The organism is Bacillus sanguinis (genome assembly GCF_018332475.1).
In the GTDB taxonomy this organism is placed as follows: domain Bacteria; phylum Bacillota; class Bacilli; order Bacillales; family Bacillaceae_G; genus Bacillus_A; species Bacillus_A sanguinis.
Map to the genome: position 1 here is coordinate 50,223 of NZ_BOQB01000019.1, position 23,181 is coordinate 73,403.

Consider the following 23,181-nt stretch of genomic DNA (forward strand, 5'->3'; position numbering starts at 1 on the left):
CCATTTTTATGACTAGGTACTAACAGTAGTATATAATCATTAAAAGTAGAATGCAACAAAAACTTTTGTTGCATCCCTTTAATCGAGCTTCTCTCCTTGGAACACACCTGTCCCGTCAAGGTACGTACGCAGCGATGCATATTGATCATTATGCCAAAACGCTTCTGAATCTACTAGTAACGCCGCATCTTGTCTAGCTGTTTCTAACGCTCGATAATCATGTACCATATCAGCAACCTTGAATTCTGGTAAACCACTTTGCTTACTTCCGAAGAAATCTCCAGGACCTCTTAACTCTAAATCTTTTTCTGACAATACAAATCCATCATTCGTTTCGGTCATAATACGCATTCGTTCTTTTCCCGTTTCCGATTTTGGATCCGCGATTAATAAGCAATACGACTGTTCACTACCACGGCCAACACGCCCTCTCAGCTGATGAAGCTGCGATAAACCAAAACGCTCTGCATCATAAATAACCATTACAGTCGCATTCGGTACGTTCACACCTACTTCAACAACTGTTGTCGACACAAGAATTTGCACTTTATTTTCACTAAATTGTCCCATTATCTCTTCTTTTTCTTGAGATGATAATCTTCCATGCATTAATCCGACTTGACATTTCCCTTGATAATGATGAGTCAGCATACTATGTAAGTCGATCGCATTTTGTACATCAAGTTTCTCAGATTCTTCAATAAGGGGACAAATTACATATGCTTGTCTTCCTTTTTTTATCTCCTTCTCCACAAAACCGAGAACTCGATCTAACATATCATGTTTTGCCCAGTATGTTTCAATTACCTTTCTACCAGCTGGCATCTCATCGATTATAGAAACATCCATCTCCCCAAATGCAGTAATTGCTAACGTACGCGGAATTGGGGTCGCCGTCATAAATAATACGTCCGGACTTTCACCTTTCTCTCTTAAAACTCGTCGCTGCGCTACACCAAATCGATGTTGCTCATCAGTAATAACGAGACCTAACCTATGAAAGATAACTTCATCTTGAATTAAAGCATGTGTTCCAACAAGGATATCTATTTCTCCTTGTTCTAATTTTGCTAAAATTTCCCGGCGTCTCGCGCCTTTAACTGAACTTGTTAACAATTCAACTTTCATACCAAAGTGTGAGAACGTCTCTGCAAGCGATTGATAATGTTGTTCTGCTAAAATTTCTGTAGGAACCATTAAAGCACCTTGATAGTGCGCTAATTTCGCTGCATAAAGACCAATTGCTGCAACAACCGTTTTACCAGAACCTACATCACCTTGTAACAAACGATTCATTCGATAAGGAGATGTCATATCTTTCATAATTTCATCTACAACCCGGCGCTGCGCGCCAGTTAACGGAAACGGAAGTGCATCGATAAACTCTTGCAATTCTGCTAAAGGAATTTCTTTTTTCGTCCCTTTCGAATTTTCCCTCTCCATTTTCCGTAATGTTTGCATTTTCAACTGAAATAAGAAAAATTCCTCATATACAAAACGGCGACGCGCTTGTTTTAAATCTTCCTGCCCTACCGGGAAATGGAGCGCCTTGAGCGCTTCATAACGCGGCAGTAATTTATATCGACTTAGCAATCCATCAGGCAATACTTCGACTATAGAGTCTCCATACTCCTTTAACGCTTGTGCAATAAAGCGGCGCATCTGTTTTACTGTAAGTTTCCCTTTCACCGAGTATACAGGTTCAACTTCTTGTTGACGTACAACAGGTCCAAAATGAAGCTCTGATACCGCAATCGTTTGACGGTGCTGATCCCATTTACCTGTTATCGTTACCGTTTCATCTAAAGTTAACTTCTGCTTATAGTACGGTCTATTAAAACATACAGCTGTAATTAAATAACGACCTACGAGGACACGAACCGTAAGGCGCGACTTTTTCTTCCCATAATATTGCAGTAAAGGAGCACTATGAACTTTTCCCTCAACTGTTACACGTTCATCATGCTTGACTTCAGCAAGATCTTTCATCGCATAATCTTCATAACGGTACGGAAAATGTTCTAATAGATGAGAAACTGTATAAATCCCCATCTCGTGTAGTAACTCAGATGTTTCTCCTCCGATTCCCTTTACATCCGTAACAGGAACTTGTACAACTTCATTCAAGATTCTCACGCTCCGTCACATTATTTTCTTTGATACATTATCGATTAACACGATTGACATCTGTAATCGCTCTCTTTCACCTTATATATTCTATCATAGGCATTCTAAGAGAAACTACTCAAATACCTCATAAGCAACACGAAAGAAAAGAGCCTCACTATTAGCAGCAAGGCTCTTTTTTATCTTCAATATGCTAGCCTTTTGAATAAAAACTAGTAATAGACTTCATATTACTACTTCTTATCCATTAGCAAGTGTGTAATCCATTTATTCCTAAAATGAATTTTTTCTTATTCTACAGAGAAGATGAACGAATACACCGGTTGGTTTCCAGCATGCACTTCTACTTCTGCATCTTCAAAATTCACTTCTACAAATTCAACTAACTCAGCTACTTCTTCGTCAGTTGCATCTTCACCTTGTAGAATCGTTACGATTTCAGAATCTTCATCAATAAGTGCTTCTAGTAATTGCTTCGCAGCTCCTACTTTTTCAGCATTTGTTGATACGATTTTTCCATCTGCGATACACATGAAATCATCTTTTTGAATTGCTACACCATCAATTTCCGTATCACGTACAGCATACGTAATTTGACCGGTTTTCACATGAGATAAAGCTTCTTTCATGTTTTCTTCATTCTCTTCTAACGTTCCAACTGGATTAAATGCTAACATTGCAGCCATACCTTGAGGAACTGTTTTTGAACGAACTACAATCACTTCTTGATCAACAACTGACGCTGCTTGTTCTGCTGCCATCACGATATTCCCGTTGTTCGGTAAAATAATGATTTTTTCAGCGTTTGCTTCTTCAATCGCCTTCACGATATCCTCCGTACTTGGATTCATCGTTTGGCCACCTTCGATAACTTTCGTCGCGCCAATGCTCTCAAATAAAGTTTTGATACCAGATCCCATAGCTACAGTTACGATACCGTACGGTTGTTTCTCTTTAGACTGGTTAGTTGGCTCAGGCATCATAGTAGGCTCATCTAATAAAGCAGTATGCTGTTCACGCATATTCTCTACTTTAATCTTGATTAAACTACCGTAACGTTGTCCGTAGTTCATAGCGTCTCCAGGATGCTCTGCATGGATATGAACTTTTACAATTTCATCATCAGATACAACTAATAAAGAATCACCATACACACTAATATCTTCACGGAATTTTTGTTCAGAGAAATTATGTTCTTTCACTTTTTCAGCCTCTAATTTCACCATGAACTCCGTACAATATCCGTACTTAATATCTTCTGTACTCAATTGGCTTTGTACACTACGGTGATGTTCTGCGCGTACCATTTCATTCATAGATGGTTGCGCAGGTGCATCAGAAGAAATCGTTTCTCCTTTTAAGTCAGCTAAAAACCCTTCGTATACTACTACAAGACCTTTACCACCGCTATCTACAACGCCAACTTGTTTTAATACAGGTAATAAATCTGGCGTACGATTTAACGATGCATTTGCTTCTTTCACAACGTCTTCCATAAACAAAACAAAGTCGCGCTGTTTTTTCGCAACTGTTACTGCATATTTACCCGTTTCTCTCGCAACCGTTAAAATCGTTCCTTCAATCGGTTTCATAACCGCTTTGTAGGCCGCCTCTACTCCAGCTTCTAAAGCTGCAGCAAAATCAACTGTTGTTAATTCTTCTTTTTGTTCAATGGATTTAGAGAAACCACGGAACAACTGAGATAAAATAACTCCAGAGTTACCACGAGCTCCCATTAATAATCCTTTGGCTAAACTTACGCCGACTTTACCAGCATGCTGTGAAGGATTCGCTTTCACTTCACGTGCGCCTGAAGTCATAGATAAGTTCATGTTTGTACCGGTATCGCCATCTGGAACTGGAAATACGTTTAATGCATCAACAAGCTGAACATTATTTGTTAAATTATTCGCTCCTTGCATGATCATTTGTGATAAACGTTTTCCATCAATTTTTTGAATTGACACAGATTTTCCTCCTTAATGCACATTACAAGTTTATTACTTTAACTCCTTGTACGTAGATGTTTACAGAATCTACTGCTAGTCCTACAGTTTGATCTAATGTATATTTCACTTTCGTCTGCACGTTATGTGCTACTTCTGAAATTTTCGTACCATAGCTCACAATAATATACATATCAATATGTACTTCATCTTCATCTTTACGAACGATAACACCTCTAGTGAAGTTTTCTTTTCGTAAAATGTCTGTTAATCCATCTTTTAACTGATTTTTTGATGCCATACCTACGATACCGTAGCAATCTACCGCGGCACCTCCAGCAATTGTTGCAATTACATCTGTACTAATATCAATTTGACCGTACTTCGTTTTAATTTCAATTGACATCTCGTTTTCCCCCTTCATAAATGGTGAAAGTGAGTTAGACTACTTTAGTTACTATCATATAATCTTTTTAAAGAAAATTCCATCGTTCTTTCTTTTCACTCTCATATTTTATGTTTTAAATCACATTTTTTATGATGAGCAAAATAGTCCATTGTTATTATACAACATGTACCACTATAATATGTCAAGCAATTTTTCTTGATTTCAACTTTTCTTCATTGACATATAGTGTCAAGTAATTTTTCTTGATTTCTTTTTTCTACGGTGTTGCATTCTCTATTTAGTTGTGTTAAATTATAGTAGTGTTTTTAGCATCGCATAAAAGACTAACATTGAAAAATTACGTATGGTAAGGTATCAAGGGAGGGAAATATAAATGGCTCGTGTTTGTGCTATTACTGGAAGAAAAGCTCGTTCTGGTAACTCTCGTTCTCACGCAATGAACGCTACAAAACGTAAGTGGGGCGCTAACCTTCAAAAAGTTCGCGTACGCATCGACGGAAAAGTTCAACGTGTTTACGTTTCTGCTAGAGCATTAAAATCTGGCAAAATCGAACGTGTTTAATAATAAAAAAAAGAGCCGCTAGGCTCTTTTTTTACTATTAAAATGGAAAAAGCACCGGTAATAGGTGCTTTTTTTAATCTTTTTTGAAGGTATTTAACATGGCACGAACAATTCCACCAAGAAATTTAGGTAACTTAATTGTATAAAATCTCATGGTTTCCCTCCTAATCCCCATTACTCCACTTGTTCACTATATGATGTAAGGAGCAAAATTGTTTCTTTAATCAGTGCTTCTTATCACCATTAATATGCCAGAAGTAAATGAAAAAGTACCTTTTTCCTCAATGAGTTCATTACTAATACAAAGTGTTGATCCCCATTCTATTGTTTTATTAGTTAGGGGATACTTAAAACCAAGTAATGTAATCCCTTCCACTATTTCAGTAACTGGTACAAAAGATACATAAGGGAAATTTTCATTTTCTTCAATTATATGTGTACCTACTTTTTTCACGCTTATTTCATTTTTATTGTCTACAATACACATTTCTATTCCGACTTCTAACCCTTTTAAAAGCATTTGTATATTTGCTAAACCATGATCCAACCTTCCGCCTGTAGCACCAAAAATACGAATCAATGTCGGATTTTGTTCTAACGCCCAGTTAATCGCAATTTCTAAATCTGTTTGATCTTTTTCACGAGGAACAATATGTAAGTCATTTGTTTGCTGTCCCATCCATACTAATTCCTCTTCAGTAACCGAATCGTAGTCTCCAAACGCAACAGCTGGAGTAATTCCACTTTTTAATAAACGATATACTCCTCTATCAACTGCCGCCCACACTACTTTCTCAGTTTCATATCGAGAAAAATCTGCGCAATATTCCGCAGGCCCGCCCGCTAAAATATGAATAATCATGTTTCCTTCCCCTTCTATTATAAAAAGGCAATCTGCCATTCGGTAGATTGCCTTTTTACATATTTTTTCTCTACCCTTTATAAATAAGTGAAAACTTACTACACTAGAAGATTCACTGGGATAAAGACTCGTTCATTCATTATCCACGAATGACACGAATTGCTTCACCGCGGTCTCTTTGATTGTACACTGCTGATCCAGCTACAAGTACATTTGCTCCTGCTTCCACACAAAGTCTTGCTGTTTCAGCGTTTACACCACCATCAACTTCAATTTCTACTTCTAGATTGCGTTCTTTAACCATTTCTGCAACTTGTTTAATTTTCGGTAATACAGAATGGATAAATTTCTGTCCACCAAATCCAGGATTTACTGTCATAAGTAATACCATATCTATATCTTCTAATACATGCTCAATCGTTGAAACTGGCGTATGCGGATTTAATACAACTCCCGCTTTAATGCCATGAGATTTAATTAACTGAATTGTACGATGCAGATGAGGGCACGCCTCTACATGAACAGTAATAATATCCGCTCCCGCTTTTGCGAAAGTCGGGATATAGTTATCAGGATTTTGAATCATTAAATGTACATCTAATGGTAAAGATGTAATCGGACGGATCGCTTCTACAATTAATGGTCCAATCGTAATATTTGGCACGAAATGTCCATCCATTACATCGACGTGAATGTAATCTGCTCCGCCTTTTTCAACATCTTTAATCTCTTCTCCTAATTTTGAAAAATCTGCTGATAAGATCGATGGTGCAATTTTAATCATAACTAATACCTCGGCTTTCTCTCTCTAATTTCTTCTACGAATTGTTTGTAATTCTTATAACGATATTCCGTAATTTTCCCTTCTTCAACCGCAGCCTTCACGGCACATTTCGGTTCAGAAAGATGTGTACACCCTCTAAATTTACAGTATTGGCTCGCTTCTTTCAACTCTGGAAAACAATATGTAAGATCTTCTACCTCTATATCTATGAAATCAAGTGAACTAAAACCAGGTGTATCTGCAACTAGTCCGCTTCCAATCGCAATCAATTCCACGTGTCTTGTCGTATGTTTCCCGCGTCCTAAATGTGAGGAAATATCATTCGTTTTCAGTTCTAAATCTGGACGTAAAACATTAAGCATAGAAGATTTTCCAACACCAGATTGCCCTGCAACGACAGAAACACAGCCTTCTAAGAATGGTTTTAAAATATCAATACTTTCCGATGTATTGATAGAAGTAAATAATACATCATATCCCATTTCTCGATAGTCATTTGCATAAGATTCAACAGTATCTCTCATTTTGTCATCCACTAAATCCATCTTACTAATGCAAATAATTGGCTTAATGTTATGATATTCAATCAGCACTAGAAATCGATCTAACAGTCCCGGATTAAAATCTGGTTCTACTGCAGAGAAAACGAGAATTGCTTGATCAACATTAGCAATAGGAGGCCTAACAAGTTCATTTTTTCGATCAAATACTTCAAGCACATATCCTTCACTTGGATTATCTGCTTGAAAAACAACTTGGTCTCCTACCAGTGGTGTAATTTTATTTTTTCTAAACACACCACGCCCGCGACATTGTGTAATCCCTTCTTCATGCTGCACATAATAAAACCCACTTAGAGCTTTTACAATTTTTCCTTCTGGCATATAATTCTCCTTTATTTTGTATAAAGTGAAGCTGTAATTCATATTGAATGGATTAGAACCCTTTAAATACTTATTTCAAAACCCTTCATATACACAAGTTAATATATTTAATCTACCATCAAATTCAACATATTATTTATAACAGTATCACTTTTATAGCTTTTTGAATCATATATTTTTGCCTGTTATACAGTCCACTATATGTAGACAGCATAACAGGCAAGAGTAATACATTCCATCCTCTCTAGAGAGAAAACGGAATTCACTATTATTGAGTTGGGTATGGTACTTCTTTGTCGATAATGGTTACACCATCTCGTACAATTTTATAGTGTCCTTTTGTACCTTCTTGAATTACAAATTCTAAAGAAATAGTTGCCGACTCTGAAATTGTTCTAGTTTCAATTGGTCTATCCATTTTTTGTTGCATGTCTTCTTTATAAACCTCTATTGTTTGCGGTTTTTTCTCACCTATTATAGAAGACTCATACGGAATAGAAATATTATCCACTTTCACTGTTTTTGTTACTTTCGGCTTCGGACCCTCTGAGATGATAATCGTCACTTTATCTCCTTCTTTTAACGGCGTTCCTGGTTTTGGAGATTGCGAAATTACAAGCCCTTTATCAACAGTATCGGAATACTCTCGTTTTATATCTGGAGTTAGTTTCCTCTCATTCAAATAACCATTTACGCTATTTTCAGTCCATCCTGAAAAATCACCTGGTCTAATTTGATAAGGACCTTTACTTACCCAAATTTTCAGTTCTTGTTCCGCCTCTACTACCATTTGATCCGGCGTCGGAATTTGTTCTACGATTTCACCTTTTGGTCTATCATTTTCAATATAATTTATTGTAACTTGCTTATATTTTTCTTCTAATTCATTCCTTATACTCTCAAAATCTTTTCCTGTGAGATCACTCATCTTACTTTTCTTTTTCCCACCTGATTGATAGATAGTAATTTTAGAGTTTTCTTTCACGACTCTTCCTGCCACTGGGTCTGTTTTTATCACAGCACCAGCTTCAACATCATCTGTATATACAATATTAGGTTCCGTAACCTCAAAACCCTTTTCAACTAATTTATTTACCGCTGTCGTATACTTCATACCAGCCACATCAGGGACCTTTACATCTTTTGGAATAAAGAATCCCGGAACAACAGTAAGCGCTAACGTTATTCCAATTGCTAAAAGTAAAAATGTCGTAATTAAAACTTTGAGCCATTTATTACTTCGTTTTTTCTTCTTATTTAATTTAGTTTCTTCTTTTCTTGTCTGGTCATCCACTTTACTTCCTTTTAAAACAATTGTTTCATCAGTTACACTTTCGAATAATTGCTCTTGTTGAATAATGGGAATCGCTTTTGTCGCTTCCATATCTTCTGGTATGTAAAATGGTTGCTCATTTATCCTCTCTGGATATAGAGCCGTTTCAATATCTCGTTTCATCGCATTGGCAGATTGATATCGGTGAAACGGATCTTTCGCAGTTGCCTTTAATATAATATTTTCGACACTTTGCGGAATATTTTCATTCCATCTTTTTGGAGACGGAATTTCACTTTGTAAATGTTTTAAAGCTATAGCAACAGCAGATTCGCCAGAAAACGGTTGTCTTCCTGTTAACAACTCAAACATAACAATCCCTAGGGAATAAATATCTGATTGTTTATTCGCTATCCCGCCGCGTGCTTGTTCTGGTGATAAGTAATGTACCGAACCGAGTACCGAATTTGTATGTGTAATTGTTGTTGCACTTGTAGCTGTCGCAATTCCAAAATCTGTTACTTTTATTACTCCATCTGCTCGAATTAAAATATTGTGCGGTTTAATATCACGGTGCACAATTTCAAAATGATGGGCGTGTGCCATGGCGGAGGTCAACTGCTCCATAATATCAAGAGCTTCTCCTATAGGTAACATCCCTCGCTCAATTATGTATTGCTTCAATGTTTGTCCTGGTACATACTCCATTACAAGATAATATATACCATCTTCTTCTCCGACATCATACATATTCACAATATTTGGATGCGACAACGTTGTAACAGACTGCGCTTCTCGATGGAAACGTTTAATAAACTCTTCGTTATTTGAATAGTCGAGTCTTAATATTTTTACCGCTACATCTCGGCCAAGTATATCATCATGAGCTAAATACACATTGGCCATTCCACCACCACCAATCATTTTCAGCAGCTTATAACGGTCATTTAAGCGTTTTCCAATCAGCACGTTGCACTTCACCTACTTTCGTTTGTCGAACCCGCATAATCAATAAGAACAAGGGTGATATTATCTTCCCCACCGCGATCATTCGCCAATTGAATGAGACGTTGTCCCTTAGTTTCAAGCTGTTCATTTAACTGTAAAATTTGTTGCATATCATCAATAGAAACTTTGTTAGATAATCCATCAGAGCAAAGAAGTAACTGATCATCTTCCTCAAGCACCAATGTTTTAACATCTAATCCGACTTTTTCTTCTGTTCCTAATGCCCTTAACAAAACATTCTTTTTTGGGTGATATTCTGCGTCTTCTTTTGAAATTTCACCATGTCTCACAAGTTCATTTACAAGTGAGTGATCTTCCGTTACAAGTGAGATTTTCCCTTCTGATACCATATAACAACGACTATCTCCTATATGACCTATTGTCACAAAGTTTGGCGTACAGATCGCTATTATAAGTGTTGTTCCCATGCCATTACATTCTATATGTTGCTTAGAGTACTCATATATACGCTCATTAATAATCCCAACACTAGTATGTAACCACTCTTCTACTTTTTTTGGCTCATTCATATTATGCGTTTGCTTCCAATAATCATGGAATAATTGAATGGTCATCGAGCTAGCTACATCACCAGCTCGATGACCTCCCATTCCATCTGCTACTACCGCTAAAATATTTCCATCTAAATTGTGAAAAACTCCTGCACTATCTTCATTATGTTGACGAACTTTTCCTTTATCTGATAGAAACACGGCTTTCATCTCGTCACCTCGTCTCTTCTTTACGCTCCTTCGCACGCAACTGACCGCAGGCTGCATCAATATCATGACCTTGTTCACGGCGAATTGTTACATTCACTCCACGATCTTTTAACGTTTTTTCAAATAAGAAAATTTGTTCACGTGGTGTACGTACATAATCACGTTCAGGTACGTAGTTTACCGGAATTAAGTTCACATGACATTTTACACCTTTTAAGAGCGCAGCAAGCTCTTCAGCGTGCTCAACTTGGTCATTTTCCCCTCCAAACAATCCATATTCAAAAGTAATACGACGCCCTGTTCTATTTACATAGTATTTTATAGCTTCCATTAAATCAGGCAGCTTATACGCACGGTTAATCGGCATTAATTTTGAACGTAACTCTGAGTTCGGAGCATGCAATGAAATCGCAAAATTAATTTGTAGATCTTCTTCAGCGAACTTATAAATTTTCGGGATAATTCCACTCGTTGAAACTGTCATATGTCTCGCACCAATATGAAGGCCTTTTTCATGGTTAATGATGCGTAAGAATCCCATTAAATTATCGTAGTTATCAAATGGTTCTCCGATTCCCATAACAACAAGAGAACTTACACGCTCTTCTGATTCATCAAGCGCACGCTGAACTTCTACTACTTGCGCTACAATTTCTCCAGCTTCTAGGTTTCGTTTTAAACCACCAAGTGTCGAAGCACAGAACGTACAGCCAATTCGACAACCAACTTGTGTTGTTACACAAATGGAATTTCCATATTCATGTCGCATTAATACCGTTTCAATAGAGTATCCATCGTATAACTGGAATAAGAATTTAATTGTTCCATCTGAAGACGTTTGTTTTACTAACGTGTTTAAAGTAGTAATATCAAAGGAATTCGACAATTTATCACGCAATCCTTTAGAAAGGTTTGACATATCCTCATAATTTTTTACACGTTTTTTATATAGCCAGTCAAAAATTTGTCCAGCACGGAACTTTGGTTCTCCTTGTTCCTTTAACCACTCTTGCATTTCATGAAGTTGTAAAGAGTAAATTGATGGTTTTTTCGTTTCTAAATTTTTCTTTTGTTTTCTCACAGTCGTTTCCACGATGCTACACCTTCTTCCTTAAACAAGCAATATAAAAGCCATCTGTTGCAAAATAATGCGGTAAAATTTGTACTTGACCTTCATCAATATACGGATTTAGTTTTTCTGGCATACGCTCTTTTATCGTAGTATCCCACTCAAATTCAGGATGCTCTTGTAAAAAACGTTGTATTACTTGTTCATTTTCTATTTTCTCAATTGTGCACGTACTATAAACAAGGCGACCACCTTGTTTTAATAACGGTGCTATTTTTTCTAGTATCGCAAATTGAATCGTCGATAATCTTTCACTATCGCCTTTATCTTTACCTAACTTAATATCAGGTTTGCGTCTAATTACACCAAATCCAGAACATGGTGCATCTACTAATATTTTATCAAACGTTTCATTCGCAAATTGTTCTTGTACTTTTCTAGCATCTAGTGCTTTTGTTTCGACATTTCCTAGACCAAGTCGCTCTGCTTGTTGTTTAATTAAACGTACTTTGTGTGCATGCAAATCAAGAGACATCACTTGACCAGTTCCTTTTAGTCGCTCTGCGATATGCGTTGTTTTTCCGCCCGGAGCAGCACAACTATCAAGAACTAGATCTCCCTCATTCGGTTCTAAAGCACGTGCTACAAGCATAGAGCTTTCATCTTGAATAGAAAGAAAACCTTTTTTGAACGCATCTGTATGCGCTACATTCCCTCTTTCAATTTGAATTGCATCCTCTGATAAATCGCCGCGCTTTGCTTCTATCCCTTCACTAGCCAACAATTCAATTGCTTCTTCTACTGTTATTTTGTCAACATTTACACGCGCTGTTGGTACAGGTGGTAACATGTTCACTTCGCACATTTTCTCTGCTGTCTCTAAACCATATTCAGAAGCCCAATCTTGAACAAGCCACATTGGATGACTTGTTGTGATTGCCAAACGTTCTACTGGATCCTTGATTTCATCTAAAGAAGGTATCCCCTCTCTCTGAATCGAACGTAATACACCGTTTACCATCCCAGCAATCCCTTTATGCCCGCGACGCTTTGCAATCTCGACCGCTTCGTGAATGGCCGCTCTTTCTGGCACTCGGTCTAAATAAATCATTTGATATAAAGATAAGCGAAGCAATACTCTTACCCACGCCTCAACTTTCTTTTTTAAAAAAGGCTGTAAATAATAATCTAAAGTGTCACGACGTTGAATCGTTCCATATACAATTTCAGTTAATAAACCAATATCTTTTCTATCAATTGCATTTTTTTCAATTAGATTATTTAAAAGTAAGTTACTGTATGCACCACTTTTTTCTACTTGAATTAAACCATCAAGAGCTAATTCACGAACATTTTTTCTCATGCATTTTCTCCTAACTTCGTTCCAATTTCAGGTTTTGTGCCACGTAAAAATTGAGAACAACTCATACGCTTTTTACCAGAAGGTTGTAATTCAGTAACTTTAACACCTGTTTCATTACCAGTTGCTACAACAAAACCATCTTCTTCGATCGCAACAATCGTACCTGCTTCAGCTGATTTCGTTACAGGTACTTTTTCTCCCCACCATACTTTAACAACTTGTCCTGCTAAAGTTGTATAAGCGACTGGCCATGGATTCAATCCGCGAATGTGATTGTATACTTCTTCACCTGTTTTTGTCCAATCAATTTTCTCTTGCTCACGTTTTATATTATATGCAAACGTTACTTCTTCTTCGTTTTGTTTAATTGGTTCTAACTTACCTTGAATTAATAAAGGTACTGTTTTAGATAGAAGGTGCGCCCCTGCTTCGCTTAACTTATCGAATAAAGAGCCTGTCGTTTCACGCTCTTCAATTTCCACTTCTACTTGCGTTAAGATATCACCAGCATCCAATTTCTCTACCATATACATAATTGTAATACCCGTTTTTTCTTTACCTTCCATAATTGCATAATGGATTGGTGCGCCACCACGAAGTTCAGGAAGTAAAGAAGCGTGGACGTTTATACATCCATACTTCGGTGCTTCTAAAATTTCATTTGGTACGATCTGACCGAACGCAGCTGTTACAATTAAATCTGGCTCTAATGCCAATACTTTTTCATATTCGTCTTTTTCACGAATTCTTAACGGCTGTAACACCGGAATACCATGTTTTTCTGCTTCAACTTTAACAGGTGTAGGTGTTAATACTTTTTTTCTACCTACCGGACGATCGGGTTGCGTCACTACACCAATTACATCATAGCCATCTTCGATAAGACGACGAAGCACCGGCACTGAAAAGTCCGGTGTTCCCATAAATACTACTTTTATCATTTAAAAACCGCTCCTTTTAATACCTATTCTAATTCGTTTTCCTCATAATATCTTGTCACTTTCGATGTAAATAACACACCGTGTAAATGATCGATTTCATGTTGAATTGCACGCGCTAAAAATCCTTCTGCTTCTAGTAAAAATACTTTACCTCGGCGATTTTGTGCACGTACTTTAATATACTCCGCACGTTCCACTTCACCATAAAGTCCCGGGAAGCTTAGACAGCCTTCGGGACCTACTTGTTCACCACGTTTTTCTAGTATCGATGGATTGATTAACTCGATTTTCCCCGTATCATCATCGATATCAACTACCGCCACTTGCAAGCTTACACCTACTTGAGGTGCAGCTAAACCGACTCCGTCCGCAATTAACATTGTTTCATGCATATCTTTCAACAATTTCACTAACTTTTTATCAAAGTTAATTACTCTTTCACATGGTGTTTCTAACACTTCATTTGGATGCTTTACTATTTCTAAAACTGCCATATTTCCCTCCGCTACATTAACATTGTTGGATTAAAATCAATTGAGATTTGTAGCTCTTTTTGCATTTCTGCTTGATAATGTTCATTTACCATTTTGAGCACGTTCTTTAAGTTTGGTTCCCGTTTGTATTTTATCATGCATTGATAACGATATCTATCTTTTATCCTTGGAATTGCTGAAGCAACTGGTCCTAACACCATCGTTTGCTGCGTGCAGTGCGCTCGTAAATGACCGACAATTTTTTCCGTCACTTGCACTGCCTTTAATAATTCTGGATGAGATACCGTTACAAGTACAACATAGTAATAAGGTGGATATTGTCTTGTTCGTCTCATTTGCATTTCTTCATCAAAAAACACATCATATTGTTGGTTCTTTGCTAACTCTATACTGTAATGTTCTGGCGTATACGTTTGAATTATAACTTCCCCTGGTAATTCATGTCTGCCTGCTCGTCCACTTACTTGTGTCAATAACTGATAAGTCTTTTCACTCGCTCGAAAATCAGGTAAGTGAAGCATCGTATCTGCTGTTAAAACCCCGACAAGCGTTACTTTAGGAAAATCTAATCCTTTCGCAATCATTTGTGTTCCAAGTAATATATCTGCTTTTTCTTCCCCGAATGCCTTTAATAATTTTTCATGCATTCCTTTGCGACTTGTCGTATCTACATCCATTCGAATGACTCGTGCCTCTGGAAATAGTTTTGTAATTTCTTCTTCTACCTTTTGTGTCCCTGTACCAAAGAAACGAATATATGTACTTTGACAAGCAGGACACGCAGTCGGCATATTCTCTTCGTGACTGCAATAATGACATTTTAAACGATGGTTCATTTTATGATATGTCAGTGAGATATCACAATGCGGACATTGTACAACATACCCGCAATCACGGCACATAACAAATGTAGAATGACCTCTTCTATTTAAAAAGAGTACCATCTGTTCTTTCTTTTCTAATCGATCTGCTATTTTTTCATGCAGTGCCTTCGAAAACATAGAACGATTCCCATCACGAAGTTCCTCACGCATATCAACAATCTCTACTGTCGGTAAAGCTTGTTCATTCATACGTTTTTCCATCGTTAGTAATTCATACACACCTTTTTTCGCTCTTGCAAACGATTCAAGTGTCGGTGTTGCACTACCAAGAACGATAGGACATTTATGATACTGTCCCCTCCACACAGCTACATCCCTTGCATGATACCTCGGATTATCTTCTTGCTTATAGCTCGATTCATGCTCCTCATCAATAATAATAATCCCTAAATTTTCAAAAGGAGCAAATACAGCTGAACGTGCACCAACTACAACTTTCACTTCTTTTCTTAAAATCTTACGCCATTCATCATATTTTTCTCCAACAGACAGCGCACTATGAAGAACCGCAACTTGCGAGCCAAATCTACCTTTAAAACGATCTACCATTTGAGGCGTTAGTGCAATTTCAGGAACAAGCACAATAGCTTCTTTCCCTTTCTCGAGCACCGCCGCTATAGATTGTAAATATACTTCTGTTTTTCCGCTTCCTGTAACACCATATAGTAAAAATGGATTGTAAGTTTCATTTGTAATTGATGATAAGATCGGTGCAATAACTTGCTGTTGTTCCTCCGTAAGCGGGAATGGTTTCGTTTGTTCAAAATCATCATCGTCATACGGATTTCGGTACACTTCCACATACTTTTCTGAGAGTAGCCCTTTTTTAACAAGTGCTTTAATCGGAGCATCTGTTATTTGCAACTCTTCTGTTATCACTTTCAACGGCATACTTTTATAATTTTCCACAAAATAATAGAGTACATCTTGTTGTTTTTTACTTTTCAGTTCAAATGCTGCTAATTCCAATTTATCTTCTGGTAACTCCGGTTGAACAACTCTTTGTTTCTTCTTTTGCACTTTATCTTTTACCTGATACACAACTTCAATCGTGCCATTTTTAATTTCTTGTTGAATCGTGCGGTATAGATGTGGCTGCGCCTCAATAACTTCCCAATCTATCGCTTCTTTGTCCTGAAATAATAACAGTAGTTCAGGTGCTACTTCTTCTTGTTTACGAAGTTGTAGACGCTTTTTATACGTTGCTTTTATCGCCGTTGGAAGCATAACTTGAAAAGCTGAAATCATATAACATAACGTTTCGCTTGTAAGCCAATATCCAAGCTTTAATAATTCCTCGTTTAAAACCGGTGTTACATCTAATATTTCATGGATTGTCTTTAACTTCTTACTTTCTACTTCAGCCGAATCTTTGATCCCAATAATAAAGCCTTGCAATTTCCTTGGGCCAAATGGAACTACTACACGCATGCCTATCTGGACAATATCTTCCCATTTTTTAGGGATAATATAATCAAATGGTCGATCTGTCTGACGTGCAGGTACATCAACAATTACACTTGCAAATTTCATAGACGATCATCTTCTAACATCATTTCAATTTGCTTGAATATTTCACGAGCAACCTCTTTCTTCGTTAAAAGTGGCAACTCTATAACTTTTCCATCTTTTCTATACATTGTTACAATGTTCGTATCTGTACCAAATCCAGCTCCTTGCGCCTTTACATCGTTCGCAACAATCATATTCGCATTTTTCTCACGTAATTTTTTTGTTGCGTATTCCTCTACGTTTGTCGTTTCAGCCGCAAATCCGATAAGTAACTGTTTGTCCTTCATCTCACCTAACGTTTTTAAAATATCTACTGTTCTCTCAAGTTCGATTACAGCATCACCATTTTTCTTTTTCATTTTATTATCATGAACATATTTCGGACGATAATCTGCAACTGCTGCTGTTTTAATGACAACATCTACGTTTTGATAATGTTGCAAAACTACTTCTAACATATCTTGTGCAGATTCCACTTGTACCGTATTTACATGTAATGGCGGGTTTAGTGCTGTCGGTCCCGAAACAAGTATGACATCAGCACCTAAGTTCGCTGCCACTTCCGCAATTGCATATCCCATTTTCCCAGAAGAAAAATTGGTCATAAAACGCACAGGATCAATCTTTTCACGAGTTGGACCAGCAGTTATTAATATTTTTGTTCCTTGCAATGGTTTTTGTTCTGAAAAAGCCTCTTCTAACCGTGCAATAATTGCTTCAGGTTCCTCTAGTCTTCCTTTCGCTACATAACCACACGCTAAAAAACCTTCTCCAGGCTCAATAAATGTATATCCTAACGTTTTTAACGTCATCATGTTTTTTTGAACAATTTTGTTTTCATACATATGCACATTCATAGCAGGTGCAATCCACACCGGGGCTGTAGTAGCTAACAAAGTAGTTGTAATCATATCGTCTGCAATACCGCCAGCTAACTTTCCAATACAATTGGCAGTAGCAGGTGCAACAAGTACTACATCTGCCCAATCTGCTAAATCTATATGTGCAATAACAGCTGAGTCTTTCTCATCGAATGTATCTGTATATACGTCATGGCGAGAAAGTGCTTGAAATGTAAGAGGCGTAACAAATTTCATTGCCGACTCACTCATCATTACTTTTACAATAGCACCAGCTTGTGTCAATTTACTCGTTAACGCAGCCGCTTTAAAGACCGCAATGCCTCCTGTTACACATAGAAGTATCTTTTTCCCTTTTAGCATATGGCTCGTCCTCTTTCTTTTTCAAACTTATAATACTGAAACAGAATTCCCAGCTCATCAGTACCAATATGTCTTCCCTATCGTAAAAAAATAACAACCTACTTGTAAATAGGTTGTTACCGTTACATAGAAAATTATAAAGTCTATGTTTTAATTTGTCGAAAAGAATGTCTTAATCGACGATTTTGTCTTCGCTTGGTACATATTTTAATACTTCTGCATCGATTTCTTCTAATGATTTACCTACACATTTATGAGAAACAGGTTGCTCAATAACACAGTTGTTCGCAAGTTGCATTTCACGCGCACGTTTTGCAGCTACTGTTACAAGTGTATATTTAGAATCGATTTTTGTTAATAATGAATCAATTGATGGATTTAACATAATTATAGACCCTCCGTCATTTCTTTATAATATTTTGCTACTCTTTCGCGGCGGCAATGTTCACCAACCACAATTGCTTTAATTCTTTCACAAGCTAATTCAACTTGATCGTTTTCTACAACATAGTCGTAAGCGTCCATCATTTCGATTTCTTCTTTCGCTACCGTTAAACGATTTTCAATAACATCTTCAGTTTCCGTACCACGGCCGACAATTCGGTTCTTTAGTTCAGATAAACTTGGAGGTGCTAAGAAAATAAATACACCTTCTGGGAAAGCTTTCTTAACTTGAATTGCTCCTTGCACTTCAATTTCTAAGAATACATCTTTTCCTTCTTGTAATGTTTTTTCAACATAGTCAATCGGTGTTCCGTAATAATTACCTACGAACTCAGCCCACTCAAGTAATTTTTCATTACGAATCATTTCCTCAAATTCTTCTCTCTCTTTAAAGAAATAATCCACACCATCTACTTCCCCTTCACGTGGCTTACGTGTCGTTACTGAAATAGAGTACTGAAAACGTGTATCCTCATGACTAAACAGCTCTTTTCGAACCGTTCCTTTACCAACCCCAGAAGGTCCTGAAAGAACGATGAGCAATCCTCTTCTACTTCTCATAAATATGTAAAACCTACCCTTCCTCACTTAAATCTTCTTTATTATTTAAACGATGTGCAATCGTCTCTGGCTGAATTGGACTTAATACCACATGCCCATCATCCATAACAATAACCGCCCTTGTTTTTCTCCCATACGTAGCATCAAGCAAAGCATTATGTTCGCGTGCTTCCTGTACTGTTCGTTTAATAGGAGCTGACTCCGGACTTACAATAGCAATAATTCGATGAGCAGATACAATATTTCCGTATCCAATATTTAAAAACCGCATGGCCATAGTTTGCGCCTCCTAGTAAGTCTATCCGATTTCTCCACCACGTATAACTTTATATATTTTTTGAAAGCTACTCAATATTTTGTACTTGTTCACGAATTTTTTCAAGGTTATTTTTCATTTCTACAACATATTTTGAAATTGTTAAGTCATTTGCCTTAGAACCAATCGTATTAATTTCTCTATGCATCTCTTGCACGATGAAATCCATTTTTCTTCCAACAGGCTCTTCAATCTGCAGTGTTTCACTAAATTGCTCTAAATGACTTTGCAAACGAACTAACTCTTCGTGAATGTCACAACGCTCTGCAAAGATTGCTACTTCTGTTAGCAATCTTTGTTCATCTAGCTCTTGATTATGTAATTCTTTTAAGCGATTTTCTAATCGTTCACGATATTTTTGTGTAACAATCGGTGCATGCGGAATAATTGCATTTACACAATTATGAATCTCTTGTAAACGATACGCTATATCTTTATGTAATCGTTCTCCTTCGCCGTCTCTCATCGTTTTTAACATATGAGCAGCTTGGCGAACAGCCTCATATAAACTGTTCTCAAATTGTTCATTTACATTTTCTACTTCTTCAATCGCTGTTACTTCTGGCATTGCCATTAATTGCTGAAGTGTAATAGAATCTTGTAATTGAAATTTTCCTTTTATATCTTCCATAATCGATTGGTACTGCTCAAGAAGCGACCAATTCACACTTAATTTTCTTTCAACAAGCCCTTCACCCGTTATACTAATAGACACTTCAATGCGTCCACGCCGAACTTGCTGTGCAATTATTTTACGAATTTTGTCTTCAAATACCATCATTTGCTTCGGAAGTCGAATACTCATCTCTAAAAAACGGTGGTTCACCGATTTCATTTCTACTGTAATTTGAAAAGTATCATTTTCTACTTTTGACCTTCCAAATCCTGTCATACTACAAATCATTTTTATCACATCCAAGCCATGAAATAACTCAATGAAAAAGGTAATAGAGACAAGGCTCTACTACCTTCTGTAAATTATATCACATTTTCATATCATTGACTATTTCAAGTTTAATCCCTTCTTATATAATACTGGCTTTTCCTTCTTCCCTTTTTTGCCCGTTAATAAAGAACCTACTAATAAGAAGGTCGGAATTGATGACAAACCTCCAATTAACAACCAATCTCTTGCTTGTATTGGCATTGTACTAAAGATCGGTTGTAGCGGTGGGTAATATATAACAACGAGCATGAGTAGTAATGAAATGATAACCGCTCCTACTAAATACACATTTCCAAACGGATTGCGGTGGAAAACAGAATGCTCACTTCGGCAATCAAATACATGAATCAGCTGAGCAAGTACCAACGTTGCAAACGCTATAGTTTGTGCATATTTCAGTTCATTTGGATGTTGATTATATGCAATAATAAACGCCACTAACGTCACTGCTCCAATTAAAAAGCCACGACTTATAATTTTCCATGCAAGCCCTCTAGCAAATACCCCTTCTTTCGGATGACGCGGCGTTCTCTTCATCACGTCTCCTTCCGCCTTATCCAATCCTAATGCCATAGCCGGTAAACCGTCAGTAACTAAGTTCACCCATAAAATTTGAATGGGAACCATCGGCAGCGGTAATGCAAGTAACATTGCAAATAACATAACTAAAATTTCTCCTACGTTCGATGCTAATAAATAACGAATAAACTTACGTATATTTTCGTATATATTTCTACCTTCTTTAATTGCTGATTTAATCGTAGCAAAATTATCATCTAGCAAAACAAGAGAAGAAGCTTCTTTCGCAACGTCTGTCCCTGTAATTCCCATCGCTATCCCAATATCTGCTGTTTTTATAGCCGGAGCATCGTTTACTCCATCACCTGTCATCGCTACTATATGCCCTTTATTTTGCAACGCCTTAACAATTTTTAATTTATGTTCAGGTGATACTCGAGCAAATACATACGTATCTTCTACAACACTTTCTAGTTCCTCTACATCCATATTTGCGAGTTCTACTCCTTCAACAACACGTCCACCAGGTGGTAAAACCCCTAATTGTTCCGCAATTGCCATTGCTGTCACTTTATGATCTCCTGTAATCATCACTGTTCGAATACCAGCTTCTCTGCACTCTTTTACAGCCTGTTCTACCTCTGGTCTTGGCGGATCAATCATTCCCTGTATCCCGACCAACATAAAATCTTTTTCAACATCTCTTTCATGTTCAATAGAATCTGTTACTTTTAACGGCTTAAATGCAACTGCAATTGTTCGAAGTGCTTGACTACCTAAGCTATGAATAGCCGCCTGTACTTCTTTTCTATATAACTCACTTAACGGTTGTTGCTTATCCCCCCATAAAATCGTTTGACTCATTTGCAGGAGGACGTCTGGCGCTCCCTTCGTAACAAGAAACTTTTTCCCCTCTCTATCTCTCACAATAACACTCATCATTTTTCGAGTTGAATCGAATGGAAACTCACGAATAATTTCAAATTTCCCTTTCAGTGCCTCACGCGTTATCCCCGCTTTCATTGCTGCAGCTACAAGCGCTCCTTCTGTTGGATCTCCATCTAATACATACGCCTTTTTCTTTTGAATAATATTTGCATTGTTACATAATGAACCAAATGTAAGTAATTGATAAAGTGATTTTGTCCTAGCTGGATCAACTTCTTTTTCACCTTTCATAAAAGATCCATTAGGTTCGTATCCTTGCCCCGTCACTTTCCATAACTCTCCACCTGACCACATATGTGTTACCATCATTTTGTTTTGCGTCATTGTTCCTGTTTTATCAGAGCATATGACAGAAGCGCAGCCTAACGTTTCTACTGCTGGTAACTTCCTTACAATTGCTCTCTTTTTTATCATACGCTGTACACCAAGCGATAAAGCTACTGTAACGATTGCTGGTAACCCTTCTGGAATAGCAGCAACAGCTAGCGACACGCCAGCTAAAAACATATGATATACTTCATTCCCTTGATACACACCAGCTAATACAACGAGCGCTGTCAAAATAAGAGCCACAATAATTAATATTTTTCCAAGTTGCTCTAATCTTCTTTGCAGTGGTGTTTCCATTTGCTCTGCATTTTGCAACATATTTGCAATTTGGCCCATCGCTGTATTCATACCAGTTGCTACAACGACCCCTGTTCCAGCTCCTCGTGTAATCATCGTACCCATAAAAGCCATATTTTTTTGATCACCAATTGAAACATCTTGCCCCTGCAGAGCTTCTACCTTCTTCTGCACCGGTACTGACTCTCCTGTCAAAGCTGATTCTTCAATATATAAACTCGATGCCTCAACAAGACGTACGTCCGCCCCAATACGATCACCACTAGAAAATTTAATAACATCACCTAAAACGAGTGCTTTAGACGGTGCCTTTACCCACTTTCCATTCCGCAGTACAGTAACTTGCGGGGCGGCTAGCTCTTTTAAAGCTTCCAGTGACTTTTCAGCCTTTCTTTCTTGAAAAAAGCCAAGAATACCATTGATAATAACAATTGCAACAATCGCAATAGAATCAATGTATTCACCTAAAAAAGCCGAAACTATCGTTGCACCAAATAAAACAAGTACCATAAAATCTTTAAATTGCGCCAAAAACACCATCAGTGCAGAAGGCCTTTTGGCTTCATCTAATTCATTTGTACCAAATTTTTTTATTCGCCCTTCTGCTTCTTTCTCTGTAAGTCCAACCTTCACATTCGTATTCGTTCTTTCTTCCACTTCATGTGCGCGCATTCCATACCAGTTCATCCCGCTATCGACCTCCTAATTCCAGACATACTCTATTGAAAGCTTATTCAGCCTCGTCCAAAAAAATGCT

At 37.3% G+C, this 23,181-nt stretch carries 21 protein-coding genes; 1 reads left to right on the top strand and 20 read right to left on the bottom strand.

What is annotated here, in order from left to right:
• Positions 1-78: 78 nt before the first annotated feature.
• The 3 genes from recG to KI369_RS02940 form a co-directional block, all read right to left on the bottom strand.
• The gene (gene recG, locus KI369_RS02930; protein ID WP_212954989.1) at positions 79-2,127 is read right to left on the bottom strand and encodes an ATP-dependent DNA helicase RecG; all 2,049 of its coding nucleotides are present in this window, start codon (positions 2,125-2,127) and stop codon (positions 79-81) included.
• 290 nt (positions 2,128-2,417) lie between these two features.
• Positions 2,418-4,094: a DAK2 domain-containing protein gene (locus KI369_RS02935; protein ID WP_212954990.1), complete on the bottom strand. Its 1,677-nt coding sequence runs from the start codon at positions 4,092-4,094 to the stop codon at positions 2,418-2,420.
• Between the two features lie 22 nt (positions 4,095-4,116).
• Positions 4,117-4,479: an Asp23/Gls24 family envelope stress response protein gene (locus tag KI369_RS02940; RefSeq protein ID WP_000021109.1), complete on the bottom strand. Its 363-nt coding sequence runs from the start codon at positions 4,477-4,479 to the stop codon at positions 4,117-4,119.
• Positions 4,480-4,855: 376 nt separating this feature from the next.
• Between KI369_RS02940 and rpmB the strand changes: the two genes are divergently transcribed.
• A complete protein-coding gene (gene rpmB / locus KI369_RS02945; protein WP_000124776.1) occupies positions 4,856-5,044 on the top strand; it encodes a 50S ribosomal protein L28 in 189 nt (62 codons plus the stop codon).
• Between the two features lie 73 nt (positions 5,045-5,117).
• On the opposite strand, the gene spoVM is transcribed toward rpmB, so the two are convergent.
• From spoVM to KI369_RS03030, 17 genes are all read right to left on the bottom strand, one after another.
• Positions 5,118-5,198 (bottom strand): stage V sporulation protein SpoVM, encoded by an 81-nt coding sequence (gene spoVM, locus KI369_RS02950; protein WP_001213599.1) that lies wholly within the window; start codon positions 5,196-5,198, stop codon positions 5,118-5,120.
• Between the two features lie 66 nt (positions 5,199-5,264).
• Complete coding sequence (locus tag KI369_RS02955) at positions 5,265-5,945, bottom strand: thiamine diphosphokinase (RefSeq protein WP_212954991.1); 681 nt, start codon at positions 5,943-5,945, stop codon at positions 5,265-5,267.
• A 100-nt stretch (positions 5,946-6,045) separates the two neighbouring features.
• A complete protein-coding gene (gene rpe, locus KI369_RS02960; protein WP_212954992.1) occupies positions 6,046-6,690 on the bottom strand; it encodes a ribulose-phosphate 3-epimerase in 645 nt (214 codons plus the stop codon).
• Positions 6,691-6,692: 2 nt separating this feature from the next.
• Positions 6,693-7,574, bottom strand: coding sequence for a ribosome small subunit-dependent GTPase A (gene rsgA / locus KI369_RS02965; RefSeq protein WP_212954993.1), 882 nt, complete (start codon positions 7,572-7,574; stop codon positions 6,693-6,695).
• Between the two features lie 268 nt (positions 7,575-7,842).
• Complete coding sequence (gene prkC, locus KI369_RS02970; protein ID WP_212954994.1) at positions 7,843-9,816, bottom strand: Stk1 family PASTA domain-containing Ser/Thr kinase; 1,974 nt, start codon at positions 9,814-9,816, stop codon at positions 7,843-7,845.
• Positions 9,817-9,824: 8 nt separating this feature from the next.
• Positions 9,825-10,577, bottom strand: a complete 753-nt coding sequence (locus KI369_RS02975) for a Stp1/IreP family PP2C-type Ser/Thr phosphatase (RefSeq protein ID WP_212954995.1) — start codon at positions 10,575-10,577, stop codon at positions 9,825-9,827.
• A 4-nt stretch (positions 10,578-10,581) separates the two neighbouring features.
• Positions 10,582-11,670: a dual-specificity RNA methyltransferase RlmN gene (gene rlmN / locus KI369_RS02980; RefSeq protein ID WP_048530542.1), complete on the bottom strand. Its 1,089-nt coding sequence runs from the start codon at positions 11,668-11,670 to the stop codon at positions 10,582-10,584.
• A 4-nt stretch (positions 11,671-11,674) separates the two neighbouring features.
• Positions 11,675-13,009 carry a 16S rRNA (cytosine(967)-C(5))-methyltransferase RsmB gene (rsmB, locus tag KI369_RS02985; RefSeq protein WP_212954996.1) on the bottom strand — a complete coding sequence of 445 codons (1,335 nt, stop codon included), beginning with the start codon at positions 13,007-13,009 and terminating at the stop codon, positions 11,675-11,677.
• Entirely contained in the window at positions 13,006-13,950 is a 945-nt protein-coding gene (fmt, locus tag KI369_RS02990) for a methionyl-tRNA formyltransferase (protein WP_000598791.1), read from the bottom strand. The genes rsmB and fmt overlap by 4 nt, the downstream gene beginning before the upstream one ends.
• Positions 13,951-13,973: 23 nt before the next feature.
• On the bottom strand, positions 13,974-14,444 hold the full coding sequence (gene def, locus KI369_RS02995; RefSeq protein ID WP_076539735.1) for a peptide deformylase: 471 nt from the start codon (positions 14,442-14,444) through the stop codon (positions 13,974-13,976).
• 11 nt (positions 14,445-14,455) lie between these two features.
• Positions 14,456-16,861 (bottom strand): primosomal protein N', encoded by a 2,406-nt coding sequence (priA, locus tag KI369_RS03000; RefSeq protein ID WP_212954997.1) that lies wholly within the window; start codon positions 16,859-16,861, stop codon positions 14,456-14,458.
• Entirely contained in the window at positions 16,858-18,063 is a 1,206-nt protein-coding gene (coaBC, locus tag KI369_RS03005) for a bifunctional phosphopantothenoylcysteine decarboxylase/phosphopantothenate--cysteine ligase CoaBC (protein WP_212954998.1), read from the bottom strand. The genes priA and coaBC overlap by 4 nt, the downstream gene beginning before the upstream one ends.
• A 172-nt stretch (positions 18,064-18,235) precedes the next feature.
• On the bottom strand, positions 18,236-18,448 hold the full coding sequence (rpoZ, locus tag KI369_RS03010; protein WP_212954999.1) for a DNA-directed RNA polymerase subunit omega: 213 nt from the start codon (positions 18,446-18,448) through the stop codon (positions 18,236-18,238).
• Positions 18,449-18,450: 2 nt separating this feature from the next.
• A complete protein-coding gene (gene gmk / locus KI369_RS03015; protein WP_001257740.1) occupies positions 18,451-19,068 on the bottom strand; it encodes a guanylate kinase in 618 nt (205 codons plus the stop codon).
• 13 nt (positions 19,069-19,081) lie between these two features.
• Positions 19,082-19,345: an extracellular matrix/biofilm regulator RemA gene (gene remA, locus KI369_RS03020; RefSeq protein ID WP_001251456.1), complete on the bottom strand. Its 264-nt coding sequence runs from the start codon at positions 19,343-19,345 to the stop codon at positions 19,082-19,084.
• A gap of 67 nt (positions 19,346-19,412) precedes the next feature.
• Positions 19,413-20,288 (bottom strand): YicC/YloC family endoribonuclease, encoded by an 876-nt coding sequence (locus KI369_RS03025; protein WP_212955000.1) that lies wholly within the window; start codon positions 20,286-20,288, stop codon positions 19,413-19,415.
• Positions 20,289-20,387: 99 nt separating this feature from the next.
• Positions 20,388-23,111, bottom strand: coding sequence for a calcium-translocating P-type ATPase, SERCA-type (locus KI369_RS03030; protein WP_212955001.1), 2,724 nt, complete (start codon positions 23,109-23,111; stop codon positions 20,388-20,390).
• Positions 23,112-23,181: the final 70 nt, after the last annotated feature.

Bases quoted from the DNA above. Each gene is read 5' to 3' on its own strand.
- KI369_RS02940 (WP_000021109.1), bottom strand. From the start codon at position 4,479: ATGTCAATTGAAATTAAAACGAAGTACGGTCAAATTGATATTAGTACA.
- rpmB (WP_000124776.1), top strand. From the start codon at position 4,856: ATGGCTCGTGTTTGTGCTATTACTGGAAGAAAAGCTCGTTCTGGTAAC.
- spoVM (WP_001213599.1), bottom strand. From the start codon at position 5,198: ATGAGATTTTATACAATTAAGTTACCTAAATTTCTTGGTGGAATTGTT.
- KI369_RS02955 (WP_212954991.1), bottom strand. From the start codon at position 5,945: ATGGCAGATTGCCTTTTTATAATAGAAGGGGAAGGAAACATGATTATT.
- rpe (WP_212954992.1), bottom strand. From the start codon at position 6,690: ATGATTAAAATTGCACCATCGATCTTATCAGCAGATTTTTCAAAATTA.
- rsgA (WP_212954993.1), bottom strand. From the start codon at position 7,574: ATGCCAGAAGGAAAAATTGTAAAAGCTCTAAGTGGGTTTTATTATGTG.
- KI369_RS02975 (WP_212954995.1), bottom strand. From the start codon at position 10,577: ATGAAAGCCGTGTTTCTATCAGATAAAGGAAAAGTTCGTCAACATAAT.
- rsmB (WP_212954996.1), bottom strand. From the start codon at position 13,009: ATGAGAAAAAATGTTCGTGAATTAGCTCTTGATGGTTTAATTCAAGTA.
- fmt (WP_000598791.1), bottom strand. From the start codon at position 13,950: ATGATAAAAGTAGTATTTATGGGAACACCGGACTTTTCAGTGCCGGTG.
- def (WP_076539735.1), bottom strand. From the start codon at position 14,444: ATGGCAGTTTTAGAAATAGTAAAGCATCCAAATGAAGTGTTAGAAACA.
- priA (WP_212954997.1), bottom strand. From the start codon at position 16,861: ATGAAATTTGCAAGTGTAATTGTTGATGTACCTGCACGTCAGACAGAT.
- coaBC (WP_212954998.1), bottom strand. From the start codon at position 18,063: ATGCTAAAAGGGAAAAAGATACTTCTATGTGTAACAGGAGGCATTGCG.
- rpoZ (WP_212954999.1), bottom strand. From the start codon at position 18,448: ATGTTAAATCCATCAATTGATTCATTATTAACAAAAATCGATTCTAAA.
- gmk (WP_001257740.1), bottom strand. From the start codon at position 19,068: ATGAGAAGTAGAAGAGGATTGCTCATCGTTCTTTCAGGACCTTCTGGG.
- remA (WP_001251456.1), bottom strand. From the start codon at position 19,345: ATGGCCATGCGGTTTTTAAATATTGGATACGGAAATATTGTATCTGCT.
- KI369_RS03025 (WP_212955000.1), bottom strand. From the start codon at position 20,288: ATGATTTGTAGTATGACAGGATTTGGAAGGTCAAAAGTAGAAAATGAT.
- KI369_RS03030 (WP_212955001.1), bottom strand. From the start codon at position 23,111: ATGAACTGGTATGGAATGCGCGCACATGAAGTGGAAGAAAGAACGAAT.